The organism is Kribbella sp. VKM Ac-2571, assembly GCF_004362255.1.
Taxonomy (GTDB): domain Bacteria; phylum Actinomycetota; class Actinomycetes; order Propionibacteriales; family Kribbellaceae; genus Kribbella; species Kribbella pratensis.
This window is the reverse complement of the sequence record NZ_SNWS01000009.1, coordinates 317,203-339,955: the sequence shown is the minus strand read 5'-3', so window position 1 is coordinate 339,955 and position 22,753 is coordinate 317,203. Positions and strand designations below refer to the sequence as shown.

Annotated in this window: 18 protein-coding genes; 6 read left to right on the top strand and 12 right to left on the bottom strand. The window is 67.7% G+C overall.

From position 1 onward, the window contains the following. Positions 1 to 55: 55 nt before the first annotated feature. From EV651_RS21935 to EV651_RS21925, 3 genes are all read right to left on the bottom strand, one after another. Positions 56 to 2,452 carry a hypothetical protein gene (locus tag EV651_RS21935; protein ID WP_133787075.1) on the bottom strand — a complete coding sequence of 799 codons (2,397 nt, stop codon included), beginning with the start codon at positions 2,450 to 2,452 and terminating at the stop codon, positions 56 to 58. Between the two features lie 88 nt (positions 2,453 to 2,540). Continuing rightward, on the bottom strand, positions 2,541 to 4,955 hold the full coding sequence (locus EV651_RS21930; protein ID WP_133787074.1) for a transglycosylase domain-containing protein: 2,415 nt from the start codon (positions 4,953 to 4,955) through the stop codon (positions 2,541 to 2,543). A 111-nt stretch (positions 4,956 to 5,066) separates the two neighbouring features. After that, positions 5,067 to 7,307, bottom strand: a complete 2,241-nt coding sequence (locus EV651_RS21925; protein WP_133787073.1) for an ATP-binding domain-containing protein — start codon at positions 7,305 to 7,307, stop codon at positions 5,067 to 5,069. 212 nt (positions 7,308 to 7,519) lie between these two features. On the opposite strand from EV651_RS21925, the gene EV651_RS21920 reads away from it, so the two are divergent. Genes EV651_RS21920 through EV651_RS21910 form a run of 3 tightly spaced genes read left to right on the top strand, consistent with a single transcriptional unit; the run spans position 7,520 to position 10,136 of the window. Next, the gene (locus EV651_RS21920; protein ID WP_133787072.1) at positions 7,520 to 8,869 is read left to right on the top strand and encodes a ferric reductase-like transmembrane domain-containing protein; all 1,350 of its coding nucleotides are present in this window, start codon (positions 7,520 to 7,522) and stop codon (positions 8,867 to 8,869) included. Positions 8,870 to 8,874: 5 nt separating this feature from the next. Beyond that, positions 8,875 to 9,393 carry an FMN-binding protein gene (locus EV651_RS21915; RefSeq protein WP_133787071.1) on the top strand — a complete coding sequence of 173 codons (519 nt, stop codon included), beginning with the start codon at positions 8,875 to 8,877 and terminating at the stop codon, positions 9,391 to 9,393. Then, on the top strand, positions 9,390 to 10,136 hold the full coding sequence (locus tag EV651_RS21910; RefSeq protein ID WP_202870450.1) for an FAD:protein FMN transferase: 747 nt from the start codon (positions 9,390 to 9,392) through the stop codon (positions 10,134 to 10,136). Before EV651_RS21915 ends, EV651_RS21910 begins: the two co-directional genes overlap by 4 nt. Positions 10,137 to 10,139: 3 nt before the next feature. Here the strand turns inward: EV651_RS21910 and EV651_RS42460 are convergent, their stop codons facing one another. Both EV651_RS42460 and EV651_RS21900 read right to left on the bottom strand, forming a co-directional pair. Continuing rightward, positions 10,140 to 10,817, bottom strand: coding sequence for a hypothetical protein (locus EV651_RS42460; RefSeq protein WP_133787070.1), 678 nt, complete (start codon positions 10,815 to 10,817; stop codon positions 10,140 to 10,142). A gap of 29 nt (positions 10,818 to 10,846) precedes the next feature. Further along, positions 10,847 to 11,422 carry a TetR/AcrR family transcriptional regulator gene (locus EV651_RS21900; protein WP_133787069.1) on the bottom strand — a complete coding sequence of 192 codons (576 nt, stop codon included), beginning with the start codon at positions 11,420 to 11,422 and terminating at the stop codon, positions 10,847 to 10,849. Positions 11,423 to 11,496: 74 nt separating this feature from the next. On the opposite strand from EV651_RS21900, the gene EV651_RS21895 reads away from it, so the two are divergent. Then, the gene (locus EV651_RS21895; RefSeq protein WP_133787068.1) at positions 11,497 to 11,853 is read left to right on the top strand and encodes a DoxX family protein; all 357 of its coding nucleotides are present in this window, start codon (positions 11,497 to 11,499) and stop codon (positions 11,851 to 11,853) included. 19 nt (positions 11,854 to 11,872) lie between these two features. Here the strand turns inward: EV651_RS21895 and EV651_RS21890 are convergent, their stop codons facing one another. The 4 genes from EV651_RS21890 to EV651_RS21875 form a co-directional block, all read right to left on the bottom strand. Continuing rightward, positions 11,873 to 13,111, bottom strand: coding sequence for a sialidase family protein (locus EV651_RS21890; protein ID WP_202870449.1), 1,239 nt, complete (start codon positions 13,109 to 13,111; stop codon positions 11,873 to 11,875). Between the two features lie 80 nt (positions 13,112 to 13,191). Further along, a complete protein-coding gene (locus EV651_RS21885) occupies positions 13,192 to 14,085 on the bottom strand; it encodes a carbohydrate ABC transporter permease (RefSeq protein ID WP_133787067.1) in 894 nt (297 codons plus the stop codon). A gap of 1 nt (position 14,086) precedes the next feature. Further along, positions 14,087 to 15,028: a carbohydrate ABC transporter permease gene (locus EV651_RS21880; protein ID WP_133787066.1), complete on the bottom strand. Its 942-nt coding sequence runs from the start codon at positions 15,026 to 15,028 to the stop codon at positions 14,087 to 14,089. Positions 15,029 to 15,062: 34 nt separating this feature from the next. Beyond that, positions 15,063 to 16,415 carry an extracellular solute-binding protein gene (locus EV651_RS21875; RefSeq protein ID WP_133787065.1) on the bottom strand — a complete coding sequence of 451 codons (1,353 nt, stop codon included), beginning with the start codon at positions 16,413 to 16,415 and terminating at the stop codon, positions 15,063 to 15,065. Between the two features lie 268 nt (positions 16,416 to 16,683). Here EV651_RS21875 and EV651_RS21870 point away from each other — a divergent pair, with 268 nt between their 5' ends. Further along, positions 16,684 to 19,044, top strand: a complete 2,361-nt coding sequence (locus tag EV651_RS21870; RefSeq protein ID WP_238157101.1) for a glycoside hydrolase family 3 N-terminal domain-containing protein — start codon at positions 16,684 to 16,686, stop codon at positions 19,042 to 19,044. Positions 19,045 to 19,048: 4 nt separating this feature from the next. After that, positions 19,049 to 20,095 carry a LacI family DNA-binding transcriptional regulator gene (locus tag EV651_RS21865; RefSeq protein WP_133787064.1) on the top strand — a complete coding sequence of 349 codons (1,047 nt, stop codon included), beginning with the start codon at positions 19,049 to 19,051 and terminating at the stop codon, positions 20,093 to 20,095. Here the strand turns inward: EV651_RS21865 and EV651_RS21860 are convergent, their stop codons facing one another. Genes EV651_RS21860 through EV651_RS21850 form a run of 3 tightly spaced genes read right to left on the bottom strand, consistent with a single transcriptional unit; the run spans position 20,096 to position 22,729 of the window. Beyond that, complete coding sequence (locus tag EV651_RS21860) at positions 20,096 to 20,752, bottom strand: hypothetical protein (protein WP_133787063.1); 657 nt, start codon at positions 20,750 to 20,752, stop codon at positions 20,096 to 20,098. It lies immediately after the preceding gene. After that, positions 20,749 to 21,564, bottom strand: coding sequence for an ATP-binding cassette domain-containing protein (locus EV651_RS21855; protein ID WP_133787062.1), 816 nt, complete (start codon positions 21,562 to 21,564; stop codon positions 20,749 to 20,751). The genes EV651_RS21860 and EV651_RS21855 overlap by 4 nt, the downstream gene beginning before the upstream one ends. Further along, positions 21,503 to 22,729: an MFS transporter gene (locus EV651_RS21850; RefSeq protein ID WP_133787061.1), complete on the bottom strand. Its 1,227-nt coding sequence runs from the start codon at positions 22,727 to 22,729 to the stop codon at positions 21,503 to 21,505. Before EV651_RS21850 ends, EV651_RS21855 begins: the two co-directional genes overlap by 62 nt. Positions 22,730 to 22,753: the final 24 nt, after the last annotated feature.

Below are 22,753 nucleotides of genomic sequence, written 5' to 3'. Positions count from 1 at the left end.
GAGTCCTTTCCCAAGTACCAGCTGTTGCCCCCCAGCCTAGTGACCCCCCGACCAGCTACTTCGGCAGGTCCATCTCGAGCGCGTAATACCCACCACCCACCGGCGGAATGTCATAGGCGACCGCGAGCAGCTTCCCCCCGTCGACCACCCCCGAGACCACCCCTTGCCGCCCAGGGCCCTTGGCCCGCTCACCCGGCACCGGGACGGATTTCCAGGTGAGACCGTCCGCACTGAACCACGCGGCGGCGTCGACATCCTCCAGCTCGCCTGTTTCGCCCAGCGCGAGAATTCCGTTCGGGAAGGGCACCAGGGTCGATGTGGAGGCATGGATCGGAACCACGACCTTGCCGACCGTCCAGGTCAGCCCGCCGTTCTTCGAGGTCCAGCTCACCCAGCCGCCCTCGGTGTCACCGTCCTTCCGCTCGTACTGGCCGACCGCGACGAGCGTGTTCCCGATCCGGTTCAGCTCGTCGACACTCGCCGAATGGATGCCCTTCGCGAGCGGCAACTTCACCACTGTTTGCCAGTCGCTCCCGTTCGGCGAGAGCCAGACCCACGGCAGCCCGTCGCCACGGTCGCCGCCGGCGACGAACCGCGATCCCACCGCGAGCACCGTCGTCATCGAGGCGGCATCCGTCCGCACACTCCGGAGATTGGTCGCCCGGGTTCGCCTGGTTTCGCCCTTCGGATCCGCCGGCAGCACCTTACCGCCGACCCCTTCGACCCAGGCCTTACCGTCTTTCGAGTACGCCGACCACGCGTCGTAGTGACCGTCGCCGTCATGACGCTGTCCCACGATCACCCACCCGCCAGGTCCCGCGGCGACCGCTTGGGCCGTCGGTCCGCCGTACGGCGATCGCGCGCCGACACCGAACACCGGCGAGTTGGCCTCGGACCACTCGCCGTTCGCGGACCGCACCCACACGGCGGCCCGTGAACCCTTCGACAGGTCCTTCTCGCCGACTGCCACAACGCGGCCGTCGGGCGTCGTCGTCGCGTCGTACAAGCCGGTCCTGATCCCGTTCGTCCGTCCGGGCAGCGTCGTGGCCTGCCAGCTCGAACCGCTGCGGGTCCATGCGCTCGGGGCGTGGGAGACAGTGCCGATGGCTACCGGCGTGTCTGCGGCCCGGAGCAGGGTGTAGACGTCCGAGGACGGGCGGCCGCGGGTTGCCTCGGCGGGGAGAGCGACCGGCGTGACGCGTGCTTCGGCGTAGCGCCAGACGGCCGGCTCGGTCGAGCCGCTGCGATCGTTCGATCCGACCATCACCGCTTCATTGCCGATGGCAACGGAATCGGCAACGGACTGGGTGCCGGGAGCCCGTTGGCTGCCGGCGTCGGTGCCGTCGGCGAGCTGCGCCCAGGTGGGCCCGACGGCCACGGTGGTGTCGATCGTCGCCGACGTCACGGATGCGGTGGCGACCCAGTCCCGTCCGGCCCTGACCAGACTGCCGGGACTGTCGTCGAACGCCGAACCGAGAGTCCACGGAGTGGCGGCAACCTGCCACGAGGCACCGGTGGCGCCGCCTTCGAGCACCACGCCGTCCCACGAGTCGTTGACCTCGTCGAACCCGCCGCCCTGCGCCAGCGCGACGAACTTCCCGTCGCCGACCGCCAGCACGTTGTTGTAGACGCGGTACTCGGTGGCGATGTCGCCGCGAACGGTCGCAGCGCGGAACTTCCGTCCGCCGTCGGTGGAGTACCAGTACTGCAGCCGCTCGCTCTGTTCGGGGTTGGACGGAGTGGCCAGATCGCCGCTGATCACCACCGTCTTGCCAGAGGCAACAATCTCTGAGGCCGACACCTCACCGGCTGCGGTCGGGACGAGACCGATGGACGGGCCGTCGATGCGCCGCCAGTTCACGCCGTCGACGGACCGCCAGTAGATCAGCCGGCCGGCGCCGCGGGTGTTCCCGCCGACTATCGCGAACCCGTCCGGCGTGGCCGTGACGTCTCTGAGGTAGTCCGACTCGAGGAACGCCTTCCTGTCCGTGGCCAGTCGCCGCCAGTTCGTCCCGTCCGTGCTGTGCCACAACACCTGCCCCGGATAGCCGTCGCCGATGGCAACGAAGCCCGACGGGCCGGCGGCCAGATCCGTCACGCCTTCGAACGTGGAGGAGCGCTCGATCGAGTCTTTGTCGAGCTGGCGGCGGGTCCAGGTTTTGCCGGTGTCGTCGCTGGTCAGGAACAGGGGGCGGCTGAGGTTGTCGGACTCGTCGAAGCCGGCGGCTACGAGGCGTGGGCCGCGGGCGGCGACGGCTTGCAGGGCCTGGTTGGTGCGATCGCCGGGCGGATACGCCTTCTCGGCTGCCTGGGGTGTTGCCGGTTGGTTGAAGTCGATCGGTTTGGCGACCGGGCGGTCGGCGATGAGTTGGCCTGACCCGGACGACGACGTACAGCCGGCCAGACCGATGAGCAGGCAGGTGGTGATGACGCGGAGCCCCAGACGCTTCATGGTCGAAAGTCTAGGGAGCGTCAACCCTTCCGTGGCGCGTCGAAATCGAATCTGTGGATAACCTCAACCGGCCGTTTTCAGGCCGGGGTCAGCGGCCCTTGCACTTGGGGTAGCGCGGATCCCACGGCGGGCAGGTCGGGAAGCCTGGCGGCGGCTTGACGGTCGGCGGCGTCACGGGTGGCGTCGGCGGGGTGACCGGCGGCGGCGTCGGCTGGGCCTTGCTGCCGTTCGAGATGTACAGCAGGACCGTCGAGCCTTCGGGCGCGCCGTCCTCCTGCCGCGGGTTCGTCCAGGCGACCGTGCCGGCCGGCGCATCCGAGTCGACCTGTGGGCCATGACTCATCTGGACCTTGAAGCCCATCGACAGCAGCTTCGCGGCCGCATCCGCGGGCGTCATGCCCTTCAGGTACGGCAGGTCCTTCACGTTGCCGCGGATGATCTTGTCGTCCGCCTTCACGAACTTGGTGGTCGGCAGCCCCTGCAACGCCGCCTGCATCGCGGACTCCCAGATCGGGCCGGCGGTGCCGGAACCCGAGGCATCCTTGAGCTTCTTGCCGTTGAAGACCTGGCCGATCAGGTTCTCTGCCGGCGGGTCGGCGTCGCCGACGACCGAGGCGGCTGCGAGCCTCGACGAGTAGCCGGAGAACCAGACCGCCTGATTCTCCGAGATCGTACCGGTCTTGCCGGCCAGGTCACTCTTGCCGAACTTCAGCTTGCCGCCGGTACCGCCTTTCGCCATCACCTGCTGCAGCACGTAGTTGACGCCGTCCGCAACCCCCGGGGACAGCACCCGGTGGCAGTTCGGGCCGGGCGTCGGGATCGCCTTACCGGTCTTCAGCGAGGCGATCGACGTGATGATCTGCGGGTTGCAGTACATGCCGCGAGCCGCGAACGTCGCGTAGGCGTTGGACAGCATCAGCGGCGTGATCAGACCCGCCGAGCCGAGGGTGAACGAGACCACCTGCTCCAGTGGCTTCAGGGTCTGCGCGTCGTACATGCCGAGCTGGGACGCGAGCGTGGTGATCGGGCAGAGACCGATCTGCCGGGACAGCTGCAGGAAGTAAGTGTTGGTCGACGCGCGGGCCGCGTCGACCATCGACGGGTCGAGGACCGTCTTCGTGGAGTTCTTCGGGTTGTACGAGTCGACCGAGATCGGGCCGTTGCAGGTACTGAAGTTCTGGCCGCCGAGGCTGATCGTCTGCGGCGAGCGGATCCGGTACGTCGTCGGCACGCCCTTGCCGATCGCGGCGGCGATCGTGAACGCCTTCATCGTCGAACCGTTCTGGAACCCGCCGAAACCGCCCGCGTAGGACTTCTCGACGTTGTAGTTGTACGCCGTCTGTCCCTTCTTCTCGCCGTACGCGCGGCTCTGCGCCATCGCCTTCACCAGCCCGGTGCCCGGCTCGACCATCGTGATCGCAGCGACGGCCTGGTCGCCGGTCTTCGAATGCTGCGCGATCGCGGACTGGGCGGCGGCCTGGATCTTCCGGTCGAGCGAGGTCTTGATCACCAGGCCGGCGGTCTCGATGTAGTTCTCGCGTTCCTCCGGCGTCTTGCCGAACGCGTTGTTCGCCTTGAGCTTGGAGACGACGTACTCACAGAAGAACGGGTACGTCGAGTTCGCGCAGCCGCTCGGGATCACGCGGACCTTCTTGGGGTCGATCACCGGGGTCTTGATCGCGTCCTGGGCCTGCTTGGCGGTGATGATGTTCAGTTCGTTCATCCGGCGCAGGACGACGTCGCGACGGGCCTTGGCGCGCACCGGACTGTCGATCGGGTCGTAACCGCTCGGGTTCTTCACCAGGCCGGCCAGCATCGCGGCCTGGGGCAGGTTCAGCTTCGCGGCGTGGACGCCGAAGTAGTGCATCGCCGCGGCCTCGACGCCGTACGAACGGTCACCGAAGAAGGCCAGGTTCAGGTAACGGTTCAGGATCTCGGTCTTCGGGGTCTCCTTCTCGACCGCGATCGCGTAGCGCAGCTCGGCGATCTTCCGCTCGTAGGTCTCGGCGGTGGCGTCCTTGACCTCCTCCGGCGTGCGGGCCTTGTTGATCAGGCTCAGCTTCACGTACTGCTGGGTGATGCTCGAGCCGCCCTGAGAAACCCCGCCGGACGACTGGTTGCGCAGCAGCGCGCGCAGGGTGCCCTTGAAGTCCAGCGCACCGTGCTCGTAGAACCGGTCGTCCTCGATCGCGACGATTGCCTTCAGCATCACCGGGCTGATCGCCTTCAGCGAGACCGGGGTCCGGTTCTGCTGGTACAGCGTCGCGATGGTCTTGCCGTCCGCGTCCTGGATGATCGACTTCTGCGCAAGCGGCGCCGTCTGCAGGTCCTGGGGCAGGTACTGCACCGTGTCGTGCGCCTTGGCCGTGGTCACCCCGGCCAGACCGGCGAACGGAAGGGCCAGACCGGCGGTCAGCGCGCCGGCGAGTGCGCTGACCAGGAGGAACACGAACACCGACCACACGACGTTGGGCCGCTTGGCCCGCCGCTCGCCTCTGTGCATGGTTGGGCAGATTACGTGAGGAGAGTGCTTTCCGGGAGTCTCCTCATTACGGAATTTACACATTGACCCAACGATCTCACCCTCAGTAATCACAACTTCACTACCCGACGATCATCCCAGGACGTCGGGGAGCTCGCCGAGGATGGTTAGGTGTTTGGTGGCTCGGGTGATGGCTACGTAGAGGTCGGAGAGGCCGCGGTTGGATTCTTTGACGATGGTGGCTGGGTCGGCGATCAGGACCGCGTCGAATTCGAGGCCTTTGGACTGGGGTACGTCGAGGAGGGCGACGGTGCCGTCGAGGACGGACGGGTCGTGGCTGTGGGCAACTTCTGGGAGTACGGCGGCGAACTCGTCGTACCGGGATGCCGGGACGATCACGGCCAGGCGGCCGTCGCCGACGTGTCCTTGCGCGGACTTGACCGCGGTGCGCAAGGCATCGGGTAGCTCGTCGGGCGGGACGTTCCGGAGGTGTGGCTCGGTGCCGGTGTCGCGGACCGAAACCGGCGGCCGCAAGGTCGGGTCGATGGCGGCGAGGACGTCGCCGGCGACCGTCATGATCTCGGACGGGGTGCGGTAGTTCACTGTCAGTTCGGCGGTGCGCCAGCGGCGGGCGGCGTACCGGTCGAGGAGTTCGGCCCAGGACCGTACGCCGGCGGCCGAACCTGTCTGCGCGATGTCGCCGACGATCGTCATCGACCGGCGCGGGCAGCGGCGCATCAGCATCCGCCAGTCCATCGCGGACAGCTCCTGGGCCTCGTCGACGATGACGTGGCCGAACACCCAGTTGCGGTCGTAGGCGGTGCCCTCGGCGCTACTCGCCGGACGGTTGAACACGCGCGTACGTTGGGCGATCAGATCCTTGAACTGCTCGATCTCCCACGGCTCGATGGTGATCCGCTCGGCGGTCAGCTCGATGTCGACGATGCCGTGCGCGTACTCCCGGCCCGCCTCCTCGGCAGCAGCGTCCTCGGCCGCACGGCGCTTGCGTCCGGCAACGACGTCCGCGGTCTCGCCGAGCAACTCGGCCGCTTCGTCGAGCAGTGCGACGTCCGACGCAGTCCAGTCCGCGGCGAGTGGTCGCAGTACGGCGGAACGCTCGGAGGCACTGAGATGCGGCGCGGCGGCAGCCAGCCGGTCGTCCGACGAGAACAGCACCGAGACGAGGAGCTCGGGTGTGAGCTCGGGCCACAACTGGTCGAGGAGCTCGAGGACCCGGTCGTCGTCGAACAGTTCCTGCTGGATGTCCTCGATGTCCGCGTCCCCGACGTACTGCGGGCCGATGCGGTCGACCACCTGTTTGGTGAGGATCTTGAGGACGCGCCGGACGAACAGCGGCCGGGCCCGGTTGTGCAGGGGCTGCGCCGCGAGGGCGCCTTGTTGTGCTTTGCGGATCGCGTCCGGCCGAAGTACGAGCTCGTCCTGGTTGACCTTCAGCCGGATCGGCTCGGCCGGGACGACGCGGAAGCCGGCGATCGACTGCGCGATCACGTCTGCCATCGCCAGGTTGCCCTTGATCCGCGCCGCCTCGGCCGACTCGGCCGCGGTCCCGGTGACGCCCGGGAACATCTCGCTGATCGTCGCGAGGACCACGTCGGTTTCACCGAGCGAGGGGAGTACCTGGTCGATGTAGCGCAGGAACGTGCTGTTGGGTCCTACGACCAGTACGCCGCTCCGCCCGAGCTGCTCGCGGTGTGTGTAGAGCAGGTACGCCGCTCTGTGCAGCGCGACCACGGTCTTGCCGGTGCCCGGACCGCCCTGTACGACGAGCACCCCGGGCAGGCCGGACCGGATGATCTCGTCCTGCTCGGACTGGATCGTCGCGACGATCTCGTTCATCCGGCCGGTGCGGCTCGCGCTGAGCGACGAGAGCAGCGCCGCCTCGCCGATCAGCGTGCTGCGTTCGCCGTCGTCGATCGCGTCCGCGTCCAGGAGGTCGTCGTCGACCCCGACGACGGTCCGGCCGTGCAGCCGGATGTGACGGCGGCGTTTGACCCCGAGCGGTTCGGCCGCGGTGGCCCGGTAGAACACTTGCGCGACCGGCGTCCGCCAGTCGATCAGCAGCGGGTTGTAGTCGTCGTCGAACAACCCGATCCGGCCGATGTGGAACCGGTCGCCGGCCGTCTCGTCGATCCGCCCGAAACACAATCCGCGTTCCACCGCCGACAATTGCGAGAACCGCCCGGAGAACAGATCCGTGAACGACTCGCGCTCCGACCGGGCCTGATCCGTCCCGGTGGTTTCCTCGATCTGTACCCGGCCCATTTCGCCCCGCGCCTTTTCGCGCAGCACATCGAGCCGCTCGTACATGATCGTCACTTCGCCTTGCTCTACAGCGATCTCCTGCTCCAGCACTCCTGCCCCCGATCCTGTTGTTGCTTTTACCGAAAAGCTCTGATAATCTGAACGCAGAAGCCTGAGGAGGGCTTCTTTTTGTTTTCCGGCACAAACACTCGACGATATCTATTTCCCGGTCGGTCGGCAACCGCACGCCAAACGAGCGCTTCACAGCGGACTCACAGACAAGCCGAAGGACCTGCTCAGCCGGCGCGGCAACACTGCTGTCCATGCGATCTCGTCATGACAGCGCCGTACGGCTCGGGGCCGTCGCCGCGCTCTGGCTCGGTCTCCTGCTCACCACGTACTGGTGGGTTACCGACGGCGGCATTCAAGAGCTCGGCGGCTGGGCAACGGGACTGAGATCGATGGGGCGTCTCACTGGGCTGGCCGCGGCCGTCCTGCTGCTGGCACAGGTCGTGCTGATGGCCCGCGTGCCGATGCTCGAAGCAGCCTTCGGACAGGACCGCCTGGCACGCATACACCGGGTCACGGGGTTCACGTCGTTCAACCTGATGCTGGCGCACCTCGTCACGATCACCTGGGGATACGCGGCGGGGGAGCTGCGTCGGACACCTGCGACCTTGTGGGACTTGACAGTCGACTACCCGGGCATGCTGCTGGCAGTCGGCGGCACGGTCTGCCTCTGTCTGAGCGTGCTGACGAGCATCAGAGCGGCACGCAAGCGGATCCGCTACGAGTCGTGGCACCTTCTGCACCTCTACGCGTACCTGGGTGTCGGGATCGCGCTTCCGCACCAGTTGTGGACGGGGCAGGAGTTCCTGTCGTCGCCGGGCCGGACCGTCTTCTGGTGGACGGCCTGGGCAGTCACCGCCGCGGCCGTGCTCGTCTACCGGATCGGCGTACCGATCTGGCGCAACGTGCGACATCGCCTCCGGGTGACCGCCGTCGTACCGGAGACCGAAGGAGTCGTGTCCGTGTACGTCGGTGGTCGCCGTCTGGATGGTCTGCGCGCCGAGGCGGGGCAGTTCTTCTCCTGGCGCTTCCTGGGGCGACCAGGCTGGACGCGGGCAAATCCTTACTCGCTGTCGGCCGCGCCGGACGGCCGCGGACTGCGAATCACCGTGCAGGACGCGGGTGACGGCAGCGCGGCCCTCGGTTCGCTGCAGCCGGGAACGCGCGTCCTTGTCGAAGGTCCGTTCGGGCGGATGAGTTCGCGAGCGCGCACCGGGCGCAAGCTCGCGCTCATCGGCGCGGGCGTCGGCGTCACGCCACTGCGGGCACTCGCCGAAGGACTCGAGTACGAGCCAGGTGACGCGGTGCTGGTGCAGCGGTACACGGACCAGCCACTGTTCCACGACGAGTTGCAGGCGTTGTGGCGCGACCGCGGTCTGTCGCTGCTGACGCTGCCCGGATCGCGGCGACGTCCGGACTCGTGGTTCGGCGCCGGCGTCGGAGAGTACGACGACGTACAAGCCCTCCTGCACTGGATTCCGGACATCGCCGAACGCGACGTCTACCTGTGCGGACCCGAGGCATGGACCGAGTTGGTCAGGTCCAGCCTCAGCACCGCCGGCCTGCCGGCCGAGCGGCTCCATCTCGAGACCTTCAAGTGGTGAATACCGTGAAACGCATCGTCGCCTGGCTCCTCGGTACCGTCTCGGCCGTCGTCCTGATGTTCGGCTACCACACCTCGACGTCGGGACCGGACGCCGCGGTCGCGCCGATCTCCAGCGGATCGGTCGGCAGCACGCCCGCACCGGCACCCTCGACCGCCTCGGGTTCCGGCTCCGGCGACGACGGGACCGATGACGGGAGCACGTCGACACCGACGCCGGCCACCACGCCGGTCGCCACGCCGTCGTCCGCGTCATCAACCGTCACCGGGGACGTTGCGCAGACGCAGTGGGGTCCGGTGCAGGTCCAGCTCACCGTGCAGAGCGGAAAGATCACCGCAGTCAACGTTCTGCAGTACCCGAACGGAAACCACCGCGACGTCGAGATCAACGACTACGCACTGCCGGTCCTGATCGACGAGACCGTCAAGGCGCAGAACGCGCAGATCGACATGGTCAGCGGTGCGACCGTCACCAGCGACGGCTACGTCCGCTCCCTGCAGAGCGCCCTGGACCAGGTGAAATGAAGCGGTACGTCGAACACGTGATGGGCATGCCGATCAGCCTGGCCCTCCGCGGCCGGCACACCGACGACGAGCCCGCGGCCCAGGCGTGGCTGGACGCGTTGGAGGTCCTGCACATGGCCGACCGGATGTTCAGCACGTACCGCGCGGACTCGTACATCTCTCGTCTCGACCGAGGTGAGCTGACCGTCGTCGACTGTCCACCCGAGGTCACAGAGGTGCTCGAGCTCGGCGAGCAGGCGCGGATCGAGTCCGACGGCGCTTTCGACGTACGACGCTCCGGCGGACTCGATCCCAGCGGCGTGGTGAAAGGCTGGGCCGTCGAGCGCGCAGCCGCCGTGCTGGAGCGGCTGGCCGACACCGACCACTGCCTCGCGGCGGGTGGCGACCTCACCTGCCGGGTGGCCGCGTCCAGCTCGCCCGCGTGGCGGATCGGGATCGAGGATCCGCACGACCCGGACAAGATCGCGGCCGTCGTGCCGATCCGCACCGGCGCGATCGCCACCTCCGGACTGAACCGCCGCGGCAATCACATCGTCGACGCTCGCTCCGGAGCCACCCCGACCGCACTCGCGTCGGTGACCGTCGTCCACCACTCCCTCACCCAGGCGGACATCGACGCAACCGCCGCCTTCGCCTTGGGACCCGATGCCCTCGCCTGGCTGGAGTCCCGCCCGGATCGCGCCGGTCTACTGATCTTCGCCGACGGCAGCCGTCACATCTTCGGAGACAGCAGCCGTCACTGAGCTTCAGCCTGCGTTCCAGATGACCGCGGTGAAGGTGGTCTTCACGTCCAGCCCTGTGGCGACCGAGGTGACCTCGAGTCGGGCGATGTTCTGCTCGCTGGTGCGCACGCACAGCACAGTTCTTGTCGAGAGCTTCATGGGCTGCCGGGTGCCCAAGGCGCCGACTGCTGTCGAGCAGTCGGCGTATCCGGGCAGAGCGCCGCCGGACCACCGCGCGATGAGAGTGCCGTTCGAGCTCGTCAGTTCGTGATTCAGCTCGATGTACACGTCGCCGTTGTACGAGTAGCCGACGGGTTCGGGTGGCGCGGCATCCAGGTCCTTGGGCTCGGTGTCGAGCAGCAGAGCGCCCTGCCAGAGCTGGGTTCCGGCAGGAGGAGTCCTGGGGCCGGGCGGCGGGGTCTGACTGGGCACCGGAGTCGTGGCCGGCACCGATCCGGACGTAGGACCAGACGCCGATGGCGGGGGAGCAGGAGTCGACGGCGGGGGAGCGGAAGTCGACGGCGTCGGTACGGCGGCCGGGGCGCCGGCGGTGTTCTGGTCATCGCCGGAGGAGGTGAGAACGGGTACCAACGCAGCGATGAGAGCGGCGACGATCGACGCCGCGGCAGCGATCCAGGCGCTTCTCTGATGTCTGTCGAACCAGCTGTTCGCATCGGGTTTCTCGTCCGCCAAAGCACTCATCACCCCACTGGCCAGCAAGAGCGTTGAGGTTAGCAGCCTGTGAGGCCATGAGCACTGGCTGGATTCAGTACGCGGGCGATGACGTCTGCGACCATGCGGCGGGGGATGGGGCGGTGGGCGACGAAGTGGCGGTAGAAGAACGGGCTGGTCAGGAGGTCCGTGGTCAGTTCGGGGTCGGTGTCCGGCGGGAGCTCGCCGCGGTCGCGGCCGCGTTGCAGGACTGTGAGCAGCGGCTCGCGGCGGCGGTTCGTGAGGTCGGTGTGGAGTTTCGAGAGGGCGGGATCGCGTTCCGCGGCGTCGATGAACGCGGCGAGCAGCCGCGGGAACGGCGTACGTTCGAGCAGCGTCACGAAAGCGTTCAGGATCTCCGTGACGTCCTTGGTGACCGAGCCGGTGTCGGGCGTCGGGAACGGCCGGTAGGTCGCATCCATCGCGTCCACCAGTAGCGCACCTGTGGTCGGCCAGCGCCGGTAGAGCGTGGCCTTACTCGCCCCGGCCCGGCGCGCGACGGCTTCCATCGTGAACCCGGCCAGCCCGGCCTCGTCCAGTACGTCGAGCGCGGCCGTCAGCATCCGCTGCCGCGCGCCAGCTCCCCGCGAGACCATTGATCCACCTCCATCGAAACGCTATCGTACCGTTAGAGAAGAGTACGGGTCCGTTTCGATAGAAGGTGATCGCGATGAGGACCACGACGTACTGGACAGTGACCTCGATCGTGGTCGGGGAGTGCGCCGTCGGTGGCGCGATGGATCTGTTCCGGATGGCGCCGTTCTATCCGGTGCTGATCGACCTCGGGTATCCGAGCTACTTGTCCACCATCCTCGGTACGGCGAAACTCGCCGCCGCGGTGGTGATCGCCGCACCGAGGCTGCCGCGGCTGAAGGAGTGGGCGTACGCCGGTGTGCTGATCAACATGACCGGCGCGGCAGCCTCGAACGCCGCCGTGCACAAGTACACCGGGACGATCGCCCCCGCCGCATTCGCCGTACTGGCGCTTGCGTCGTGGGCGATCCGGCCCCGGAGCAGAAGGCTCTGACGATCTGCTGAAGCCGGCCTCAGCCGTCCAGCGAGATGATGCCCGCCTCGACGGGGCCTGACTTGCCGTACTGCGCTCCCGTGATGACGAAGACCAGGCCACGGTTCTGCGGATCCCCTGGGCCGTCCAACGGGATGGTGAAGCGGCTGTAGCCGGCCGGCATCGGCGACGAGAGCCGCGTCCATGCCCCGGGGTCACCGAGGTCGCGGTTGACGAAGAAGTCCTGATCGTCGTTGCCCGTGACGACGATCGTTCCGTTCACACCCCCCGACTTCGACCATGTGACGACGGGGGCCCCGTTCGGCGCGCCGCCGCCCTGGTCCAGGAGCGGGATGTCCGGGGAGAACCGGAACGACTCCGGGTCCTTCGCGATCCGGTAGTGCACGTGGTACGAGTAGTTGTCCTGATCCGGGTTGGCCGGGTCGTCGGGCAGCCCATACTCGTAGGTCATGATCCACAGGTCGCCCTTGAGACGGGCCACCGTGGTCATGCCGGGTCGGTCGGCGTACGCGGCTCCGGTCGCATCGTCGATGACCGGACCCCAGGTGTGCAGGTCAGTGCTCGTCTGATGCGCGAGCTTCTGGCCGAAGTTGGGATCCCGCTGGTCGGAGTAGTAGCAGATCAGGTTGTCGTTGTGCAGCAGCAGGAACGGCTCCCACACCGGCGTCGCGCCGTTCGTCGTGTTGGCCGGTCCACCCTGGGCCACCGTGCTCAGGAACTGCCACGTGAGACCGCTGTCCGTGCTGGCATACAGCTGGATGTTCGTGCTGCTGAAGTTCTGTCCGAGCCAGTTGCACGCGAACAGAAGCGCACCCTTGGGCAGACCGGCGAACGCGCGGGGCAGTTCGTAGAGGAAGGGCTGCAGATACACCCCGGACGCCGTGCCGGCATCGGGTACGGCGCTCTGCTTGGCCCACGTCCGGCCGTCGTCATCACTGCGATAGAGCGGAAACCCCGGGCCTCCACCTTGGTAGGTCGCGAGCAGGGTCTGCGATTTGCCCGGCGCCCCCGTGCTCAGCCGGACAGCGCGAGCGTACGACGTGCGCCCACCTTGACCGGCCACGACGACAGGTCCGAACGGACGCTCGGTACCGGGTTTGCCCGCATCGCCAGCCGGGCCTGGGTCTGCGAATGCCGGCCCCGCAGGGCCGAAGGCCACGCCTGCCGCCGCTGCTGCGCTCGCACCGAGCAGCATTCGGCGGGAAATCTGCGGCGTGAGCTTGGTCGAGTTACTCGCAGGTGCATTGCGATACTTCACTCTGTCTCCCTCTTGAAGGCACCAGTCAGGGTGATCCGGCCCGAAGCAGACGGGCCGGACCAAATCTCTGAGCAATGGCTCTAGCGGCTGAAGCCGGCGGTGAGGCCGCTGAGCAGTTGCCGGCGACCGATCGCGTACAGGATGACGATCGGCAGGGTGGTGAGCACGACGGAGGCGAGAACCGCCGGGACATTGACGCTGTACTGGCCCTGGAACGTCCAGAGCGCCAGCGGCAGTGTGCGCTTGTCGGGGCTCTGGGTGAGGATCAGGGGCAGCAGGAACCCGTTCCACACTGCCAGGCCGTTGTAGATGCTGACGGTCACGAGAGCCGGCCGGGTCAGTGGGTACGCGAGCTTGCGCAGCATGTCCCACTCGGTCGCGCCGTCGACGCGCATGGACTCGAACAGTTCCTTGGGTACGTCGCGGACGAAGTTCGCCAGCACGAGCACGGACAGCGGGATTGAGAACGCGACCGACGGCAGGATGAGCGCCAGCAGGCTGTCGTACAGATGCATGCGGATGATCAGCAGGTACACCGGGATGATCGTGGCCTGCAACGGGATCGCCAGCCCCATCAGGAACAGACCGTTGACTCCGGCAAGGAACCTGCTGCCGGCGCCGCGGATGATCGCGTACGCCGCCATGAACGAGATCGCGACGGCCGGGATGATCGTGCCCACGGTGACGATCACGCTGTTCAGGAAGTACCGCGGGAAGTCGGACTCGATCACCAGTTTGTAGTTGTTCGTCGTCGGCGCGGACGGCAGCGCGAACGGGTTCTGGGTGAAGTACGCGCTCTGGTCCTTGAAGCTGGTGACGACGATCCAGTACAGCGGGATCAGGACGATCGCCAGCCAGATCCAGCCCGCCAATCCGCCGAACCAGTTCAGCTGCAGCAGTTTGTAAGCACGGCTCGGGCGGCGGCTTTGCGTGGGACGTGACGCCGTACTCGTGCTGCTGGTGGCCACAGCCATGTCACGCACCTTCCTGCTGGCTTGCTGTCGTACTGCCGCCGAGCCGTCGGAGCAGCAGGGCGAGCGCCAGGCCTAGCAGCACGATGAGCGAGGCGATCACGCTGGCCGGACCCATCTGGTTGGACATGAAGCCCCGCTTGTACATGTCGAGAGCGAGGACGCGGGTCGCGTCGCCGGGACCGCCCGCCGTCAGGACGAAGATCAGGTCGAAGAACGTCAGCGAGCCGACCACCATCAGGGTGGAGGACGTAATGATCGTGTACTTCAGTTGCGGCACGGTGATGCTGAAGAACTGCCGGATCCGCCCGGCGCCGTCGATCGCGGCCGCCTCGTACATCGTGGTCGGGATCTGCCGGACGCCGCCCTGGTAGATCAGCGAGTGGAACGGGATGAACTGCCAGGACACGATGAAGATCACCACGCCGAGCGCGAGGTTGCTGCGGCCGAGCCAGTCCTGGGTGAGGAAGCCGAGGTGCAGACCGGGGCCGAGCCCGAAGTTCGGGTCGAGCAGGGCCTTGTAGGTGATCGCGATCGCGGCCGAACTGAGCAGCAGCGGGATGAAGTACAAGACCGCCAGGAACGCGCGGTACCGCTGCCGCCCGGCGAGGAACGTACCGAGCAGCAGGCTCATCGGGGTCTGCACGGCCCACGAGAGGATCATGATCTCGAAGGTCACCAGGATGCTGTGCGGCAACTGGGAGTCGGACAACACCGACTTCCAGTTCGACAGACCGGCGGCGTGGATCGCGCCGAGCCCGTCCCACTGGGTGAAGCTCAGCACCAGTACGCCGACCAGGGGGACGACCCCGAAGACGACGAACAGGATCAGTGCGGGCAGCACCATCCAGGCGACCGAACCGCTCCGCCCGACGCCGGACGAGCCGGCGCCGGACGACACTTTGTGGCCGGTTGTCGGGGCGACGGGCGGAGCGGTCGCGGTCATGGGGCCTCCGGGCCTTCGGTGCGGAGCGAGGAGATCACTGGCCGATCACCGCGTTCATGTTCGTGGCGAACTGCTGCGGCGATATCGACAGCTGGAAGAGCTTGGAGATGTTGTCGAGCAGCGTCTCGGCCTGGGTCGGGCTGAGGGCCTGGTCCCAGGACTGGGCGAAGTTCTTCGCGTTCGCCGCGGTGTCGTAGACGAAGTTCAGCCACGCGGAGTCGTTCTTGTCGGTGATCGACCCGAGCTTGTCCTTCGCGCTCTTCACGACCGGGATGTTGCCGGACTTCACCCAGGCCTCCACCGTGGCGTCGTCGAGCGTGTTGTTCGCGATGAACTTCTTCGCGGTCGTCTTCTCGGCGTCGGTCGCCTTGGACGAGATCGACATGTACTGACCCGGGTTGCCGACCGTGTCGCTCGGGTCGCCCTTGCCGCCGTCGACCGGCGGGAAGTTCATGTACCCGAGGTGGCCGCCGGTCACGAAGTCGCCACCGGACGACTTCATGTTCCCGTAGGTCCAGGCGCCGTGCAGCATCATCGCGGCCTTGCCGGTGAACAGCAGCGCCTGGTCGGCGTTGGAGTCGGCGGTGATCGAGGAGAAGCCCTTCACGAACCCGTTCGCCTTGATCAGCTTCTGCATCTCCTCGAGGGCCTTGAGCGCGGACGGGTCCGACCAGCCGTCCTTCTTGCCGTCGAAGATGTTCTGGAAGACCTCGCTGCCGCCGATCCGGTCGAACAGGAACTCCAGCCACATCATGTTGGTCCAGCGCGACTGGCCGCCGAGCGAGAACGGCGCGATGCCCTTGTCGTTGAACTTCGGCACCAGGTCCATGATGTCGCCCCAGGACTGCGGGGGCTGCGCGCCGATCTTCTCGAACGCGCGCTTGTCGTAGAACAGCACGATCGGCGTGACGGTCTCTCCCGGCACCGCGTAGATCTTGCCGTTGACGGTCGCCGCCGTGAACGCGGACGGGAAGATCGAGTTCTTCAGATCGGCCTGCTCCTTGGTGAGCCAGTCGGTCAGGTCCTCGACCTGGTTGGCCTCGACGTACGCCTTCAGGCCGCCGCCGCCCCAGCCCCAGATCAGGGTCGGGCCCTGGCCGGCGCCGATGGCGGTCTTGATCTTCTGCTTGAACGCGTCGTTCTGGAACTCGGTGGTCTTGAGTTTGGTGTCCGGGTTCGCGTCGTTGAACCGCTTGACCTGCGCCTCCCGGATGCCCTGCTGCGGCTGTCCGGTGAGGAACCAGTATGTCGCCCCGCTGCCGGCGCCGCCGGCTCCCGCGGTCGAACCGGGCGTGCTCTTCGGCCCGGAGCTGCCGCACGCGGCGAGACCGGCCGCCAGTGCGCCACCGCCGACCAGGCCGAGGAAGTTACGCCGAGATGTCGTCATGGGATCCACAGTGATCTCCGTACTCCGTGCTGCCCCCACAGGTTGCGGAAGCACCTGCCGATATGACTTGTTTTCGAAACATAGATTTCGGAGATACTGCTGTCAAGACTTGAACTAAGCAGACTTTGGGGTCACAGTGAGGTCACGTAATCGCCTGTTGGCACAGGGGATTCATCGATCTACGGCGGATCGGCCGGGTCGACCGGAGAGCTTCGAAAAGTTTTCGATAATTGCTCACCGAATGGAACGTTCATCAAGGGAGATTTTCTTGTCGATCTCGACTGACCGCCCCTGGCGTGACCCGGCGCTGCCCGCCGCCGAGCGGGCCGGGCTGCTGCTGGCGGCGATGACGCTGGAGGAGAAGATCGCCCAGCTCGGCAGTCGCTGGGCCGGCAACGACATGGCCGACCACGACCTTCCCGAGGACGAGACGATCAACGTCGCGCCGATGGAGGACGTGTTCTCGGTCGGCGGTTCGCTGTCGCTGGAGGAGGCGAGCCGCGACGGGCTCGGTCATCTCACCCGGGTCTGGGGCAGTTACCCGCAGACGCCTCAGCAGGGTGTCGCCGAGGTTGTCCGGCAGCACGAGGTGGTGCTGAAGGAGTCGCGGCTCGGTGTGCCGGCGCTGGTCCACGAGGAGTGCCTCACCGGGTTCACGACGTACGGCGCGACTGTCTATCCCGCCTCGATCGCGTGGGGTGCGACGTTCGACCCGTCGCTGGTCGAGCGGATGGCGGCGGCGATCGGGCGCGACATGGCAGCGGTCGGAGTGCACCAGGGACTGTCGCCGGTGCTCGACGTCGTGCGTGACTATCGCTGGGGCCGCGTCGAGGAGACGATCGGCGAGGACCCTTACCTGGTGGGGATCCTGGGGTCGGCGTACGTGCGCGGTCTGCAGAGCGCGGGCGTCATCGCGACGCTGAAGCACTTCGCCGGGTACTCCGCGTCGCGCGCCGGCCGGAACCACGGCCCGGTGTCGATGGGCCGCCGCGAGTTGCTCGACATCATCCTGCCGACGTTCGAGACCGCGATCGCGACGGCCGGCGCCGGGTCGGTGATGAGTTCGTACGCCGACCTCGACGGACTGCCCGCGAGCGCGGATCCGTGGCTGTTCACCGACGTACTGCGAGAGGACTGGGGATTCGAGGGGACGGTCGTCTCGGACTACTGGGCGGTGCCGTTCCTGGCGTCGATGCACCGGGTGGCGGCGGACAACGCGGACGCGGGGGTCCTCGCGTTGACCGCCGGGACCGATGTCGAGCTGCCGGACACGATCGGCTACCTGAGCCTGCTCGACAAGGTGAAGGCGGGGGAGGTGTCCGAGGAGCTGATCGACCGCGCGGCGCGGCGGGTGCTGCTGCAGAAGGCCGAGCTCGGTCTGCTGGACGAGGACTGGACTCCGCAGCGCTCCGTGAAGTCCGGCGTCGATCTGGATTCGGCGGAGAATCGGGCGATCGCGTCGGAGCTCGCCGAGAAGTCGGTCGTGTTGCTGGACGCCGGCTCGGTGCTGCCGCTTTCCGGTGTCGCGAAGGTCGCCGTGGTCGGGCCTTGTGCCGATGATCCGCGGACGTTGATGGGTTGTTACGCGTTCCCGAATCACGTGCTTCCGCGGTATCCCGAGCGTGGACCGGGGATCTCGATCATTACCCCGCTCGAGGCCTTGCGCGACGAGTTGGCCGGCGTCGAGGTCTCGTACACCAAGGGTTGTGAGGTCACCGGGGACGATAGCTCCGGGTTCGCCGCGGCTCTCGCCGCAGCCGAGGACTCGGACGTCTGTGTCACCTTCGTGGGCGACCTGTCCGGGCTGTTCGGGCACGGGACGTCGGGCGAAGGATGCGACGCGGAGGATCTGCGGCTGCCTGGGGTGCAGGGCGAGCTGCTGGAAGCGTTGCTCGACACGGGGAAGCCCGTCGTCGTGGTGGTGGTGTCAGGGCGGCCTTATGCGCTGGGGCTGTTTGCGGATCGGGTTGCCGGGCTGGTGCAGGCGTTCATCCCGGGACAGGAAGGTGCGGCGGCGATCGCCGGCGTACTGAGCGGGCGGATCGTGCCGAGCGGGAAGCTGCCGGTGCAGATCCCGCGGCATGTCGGTGGGCAGCCCGGTACGTACCTGCAGCCGGCGCTCGGGAGTGTCGAGAGCGAGGGCATCAGCGGACTCGAGACCCGGCCGCTGTATCCGTTCGGATACGGGGCGTCGTACACGGACTTCACGGTCGCCGATCTCCGCTTGAGCGTGCCGGAGATCGGCACCGACGGCGAGTTCACTGCCACCGTACGAGTGGCGAACACCGGTGACAGGGGCGGCGACGAGGTCGTGCAGCTGTACCTGCGCGACGTCGTCGCCCGGGTCGCGCGGCCGTTGAAGCTGCTGACCGGGTTCGCGCGGATGTCGCTCGAGCCGGGTCAGGCGGCCGACGTCACGTTCCGGGTGCACGCGGATCGCACGGCGTACACGGGTCCCGATCTGCGCCGGATCGTCGAGCCCGGCGACGTCGAAGTGATGGTGGGCACGTCGTCATTGGACCTGCCGTGTCGTGCGATGCTGCGGGTCACCGGGGATGTGAGGGTTGTCGGACACGACCGGGTCCTGACGACTCCGGTCACGATCAGCAAGGAACCTGGAGGAGGGTGATCAGATGTCGCCGTTGAAGGGTCGCGTCACCCTGGCCACCGTCGCCGGATCGGCCGGGGTCTCGGTTGCCACGGTCTCCAAGGTGCTGAACGGGCGCAGCGACGTCTCGCCGTCGACTCGCGCCCGGGTGCAGGACGTCCTCGAGAAGCACGGGTACGTCGGGCGCCGACCGGAGCCGGTCCAGCACGAGACGGTCGAACTCTTCTACCAAGGCGTACTGAACAGCTACTCGGTCGAGGTGATCCAGGGCGTACTCGACGCGGGCGCGGCGGCCGGGGTCGAGGTCGTCCTCAGCTCCCGGCCGCCGCACCCGAGCCGGCACTCGGCGGGTCGGGCGGCCCCCTGGGTACGGGACCTGATCGCGTCCGGCCGCCGGGCCGCGGTCGGGATCACCAGCGAGTTGTCCGACGCCGACCTGGCCGCGTTGTCCCGCGCGCGGCTGCCGTTGGTGATCATCGACCCGGCCGACGTACCGCAGCCCGACATCACGAGCGTCGGGTCCACGAACTTCGCGGGCGGGATGTCCGCCACGCAGCATCTGCTCGATCTCGGGCACCGGCGGATCGGGTACATCGGCGGGCCGCCGACGTCGGCCTGCAACCAGGCGCGGATGAGCGGGTTCCGCAGCGCGATGGAGGCCGTCGGCGCCGAGGTGCGGAAGGACTACATCTGGCTGAGCAACTTCCTGTACGACGACGGTCTCGCCGGCGGCTCGATGATGCTCGACCTGCCCGACCGGCCGACGGCGATCTTCGCCGGCTGTGACGAGATCGCGGTCGGCGTGATGGAGGCGGCGCGCGCCCGCGGTCTGCGGATCCCGGACGACCTGAGCGTGGTCGGCTTCGACGACACCCAGGTGGCCCGGCATGCGTCTCCGCAGCTGACCACGGTGAAGCAGCCACTACGCGAGATCGGCGCCGTCGCCGTACGCACCGCGCTGCAGTTGGCAGCGGGGGAGCCCGTCGCCTCACACCACGTCGAGCTGGCGACAACCCTCATCGTCCGCGGCTCGGCCGCCCCACACGGCCTGTCGTCGGTCGCCGCTTCCTGATCAGTCCTTGCGATCGGCGAGCAGCTTCGTCGCGAGGACGGCGGCCGCCAGCAGGATCGCGGAGAGCGCGGCCAGCAGCGTGAGTGGTGCGGCGTTCGCGGCGGCTGCCTTCTCGTTGGACAGCACCGTCATGATCGGGCGGATCGGGGAGATCCAGCGCAGGAGCAGTACGGCGAGGATCGCGGCGGCCGCGGTGAGCATCGCGACCCCGATCCGCGGGATCACGAGACGCGAGCAGAGCAGGCCGATCGCGATCCCGATCATCGCCGCGCCGAGTTGCGCGGCCGCTCCGACGGCGAGGTCGCCGGCGGTGGCGACGTGCTTGCCGGTGACGATCGGGTAGACGAGACCGATCACCAGGAGCGGTACGCACCACGTGATCACCACGGCGACCGTCATCGTCAGGACGCGCAGCGAGCTGCCGATCATCACCAGCGTGATCTTCCGCTGGGTCGGATCCTCGTGGTTGACGATGCTGACGGTGAGCCACGTCGTACAGACAAGCATCGCCAGTACGCAGAACGAGTACGACGACTGCAGCGGCCCGTTGTCGGACGTCGTACCGACGGCCATCGCGGCGAGGAAGATCAGTGTCGGCGGAAGGTACCGCTGGGAGAGCAGGGCACTGGTCAGCAGGTAACGGTAGAGCGCGCTCACTCGGGCTTCACCCGCCGTACGCTGACGACCGACCAGCCGTGGTTCAGGGCGGTCAGCAGGGCGGCGTCGTGACGGCCGGTCGGCAGCAGCACGGTCACCCCGGCGTCGGTACGCCGTACCTCGACGACGTCGGGGTGACGGTCCCAGTCGATGTGTGCGGCGGGGATCAGGTGGAGCTCGGTGAGGGCGGTTTGCCGGCGCGATGAGGTGAGTTTGCCGTGATCGAGTTCGCAGACCCGGGTTGCGGTCGAGCGGACGACTTCGGCGGAGTGCTCGGTGAAGGCGACGGCGGCGCCTTGTTCCGCGGTCTCGGTGAGGAGTTCGCGCAGGGTCGAGTGCGCGGTCGCGTCCAGGCCGGCCCAGGGCTCGTCGAGTACGAGCAACTGTGGCGGATCGAGCAGCGCCTGCGCGAGGGCGACCTTCTGCGCGTTGCCTTTCGACAGCTTGCGCATCGGGGTGTCCGCGCCGCCGGAGAGTGCGAGGCGATCGAGCAACTCGAGAGAGCGGTCTCTCGCCGTCCTCGAACTGAGTCCACGGATCCGCCCCATGTGCCGCAGGTACGCCGAGGCCGACAGGCGATCGTGCGACGTGAACACATCGGGCACGTAGCTGACGACGTCGGCGTTGCGCTGCACCGTTCCCGTGGACGGTCGCGACAGACCGACCATCAGTCGCAACACGGTCGACTTGCCGGAACCGTTCGCGCCGACCAGAGCCAGCAGTTCACCGGCGTTCAGTTGCAGGTCGACGTCAGCCAGGATCTCCCGGCGTCCGTACCGCTTGGACACCTTCCGCAACCGAACCACTTCCATGCGGCGAGCCTATCCGGGCAAGCGGTCGAGTCAGGGCGACCGAGACCATCAGGGACGCGGCCGCGAACGCGGTGATCGCCGGGGCGGCCGCAGTCAGGTCGGCCAGCGCACCGGCCAGGATGGCGACCACACCGAAGGTCGTCATCCGCAGCGCGGACTCCAGCCCGAGCACCTGGCCGCGCAGCTCCGCCGGAGTGAGGTCGACGAGGATCTCCTGCTGAGCCAGCGAAGCGGCGTAACCGCTGCTCCCGATCGCGACCAGGATGCAGAGCACCGCGAGCGGGAGACCGAACGCGAAACCCAGAAACGGTACGGCGAGCAGGAATCGCAACCAGCGGGCTGCGATGCGGCGACCATGCCGGCTGAGGTAGCGGCCGACGACGAGGTCCCCGGTCATCATCCCGGCGGCCCCTGCGGCGAGCAGCCAGCCCGCGCGCGAACCGGCGTACGGGACGAAGAGAGCCTCGCAGCCGACGATCAGACCGTTCGGGAGCGTGAGCGCCAGGAGCAGTGGGCGGGTGCGGGCCTGTGACAAGAGGACGCGGTTGCCGCGCCATGTCTCGGCGAGGCCGGTTCGTGCGACCCGGCGCGGGGCCCGGTCGCGCAGGCCGAAGCGGATGACCGGTACTGCGAGTGCGGCACAGGCGGTCGCGATCCAGAGCACGGTCGACGGGGCGACCGCCTGCAGGAGGACACCCGCGATACCGAAGCCGGCGATCTGCATCGCGCCGACCGACAGGTTCATCGCGGACCGGCCGAGGACGAACTGGTCGGAGTGGACGACCTCGCCGAGCAGTCCCCAGCGGACACCGGCTCCGATCGAGAGCCCGTACGCGACCGCGAGTGACAGCACGAGCCGCAGACCGGCGGAGAGCCCGAAGGCCGCTTGGGTGCCGACCGCAACGGTCGAGAGAATCGAGAGCAACGTGAGCACCTGGCGGGGACGCGCCGTGTCCGCGGCGGACATCAGCGTGGAAACGCCGAGAACCTGCGCCAGCGACGGTCCGAACATGATGGCCGCGGCGAGCAACGCGGACCCGGTGGCGGCGTCGACCAGGATCGCGAGGGTCAGGCTGGTCATCGTCGAGGAGGCGTTGCCCAGCGCGCTGCCGATCCAAAGGTTCCGGAACTCCCGGTTGGCGAAGATCGCCCGGTACGTGCTCATGGTCGGTAGCATCGACCGCCGTTC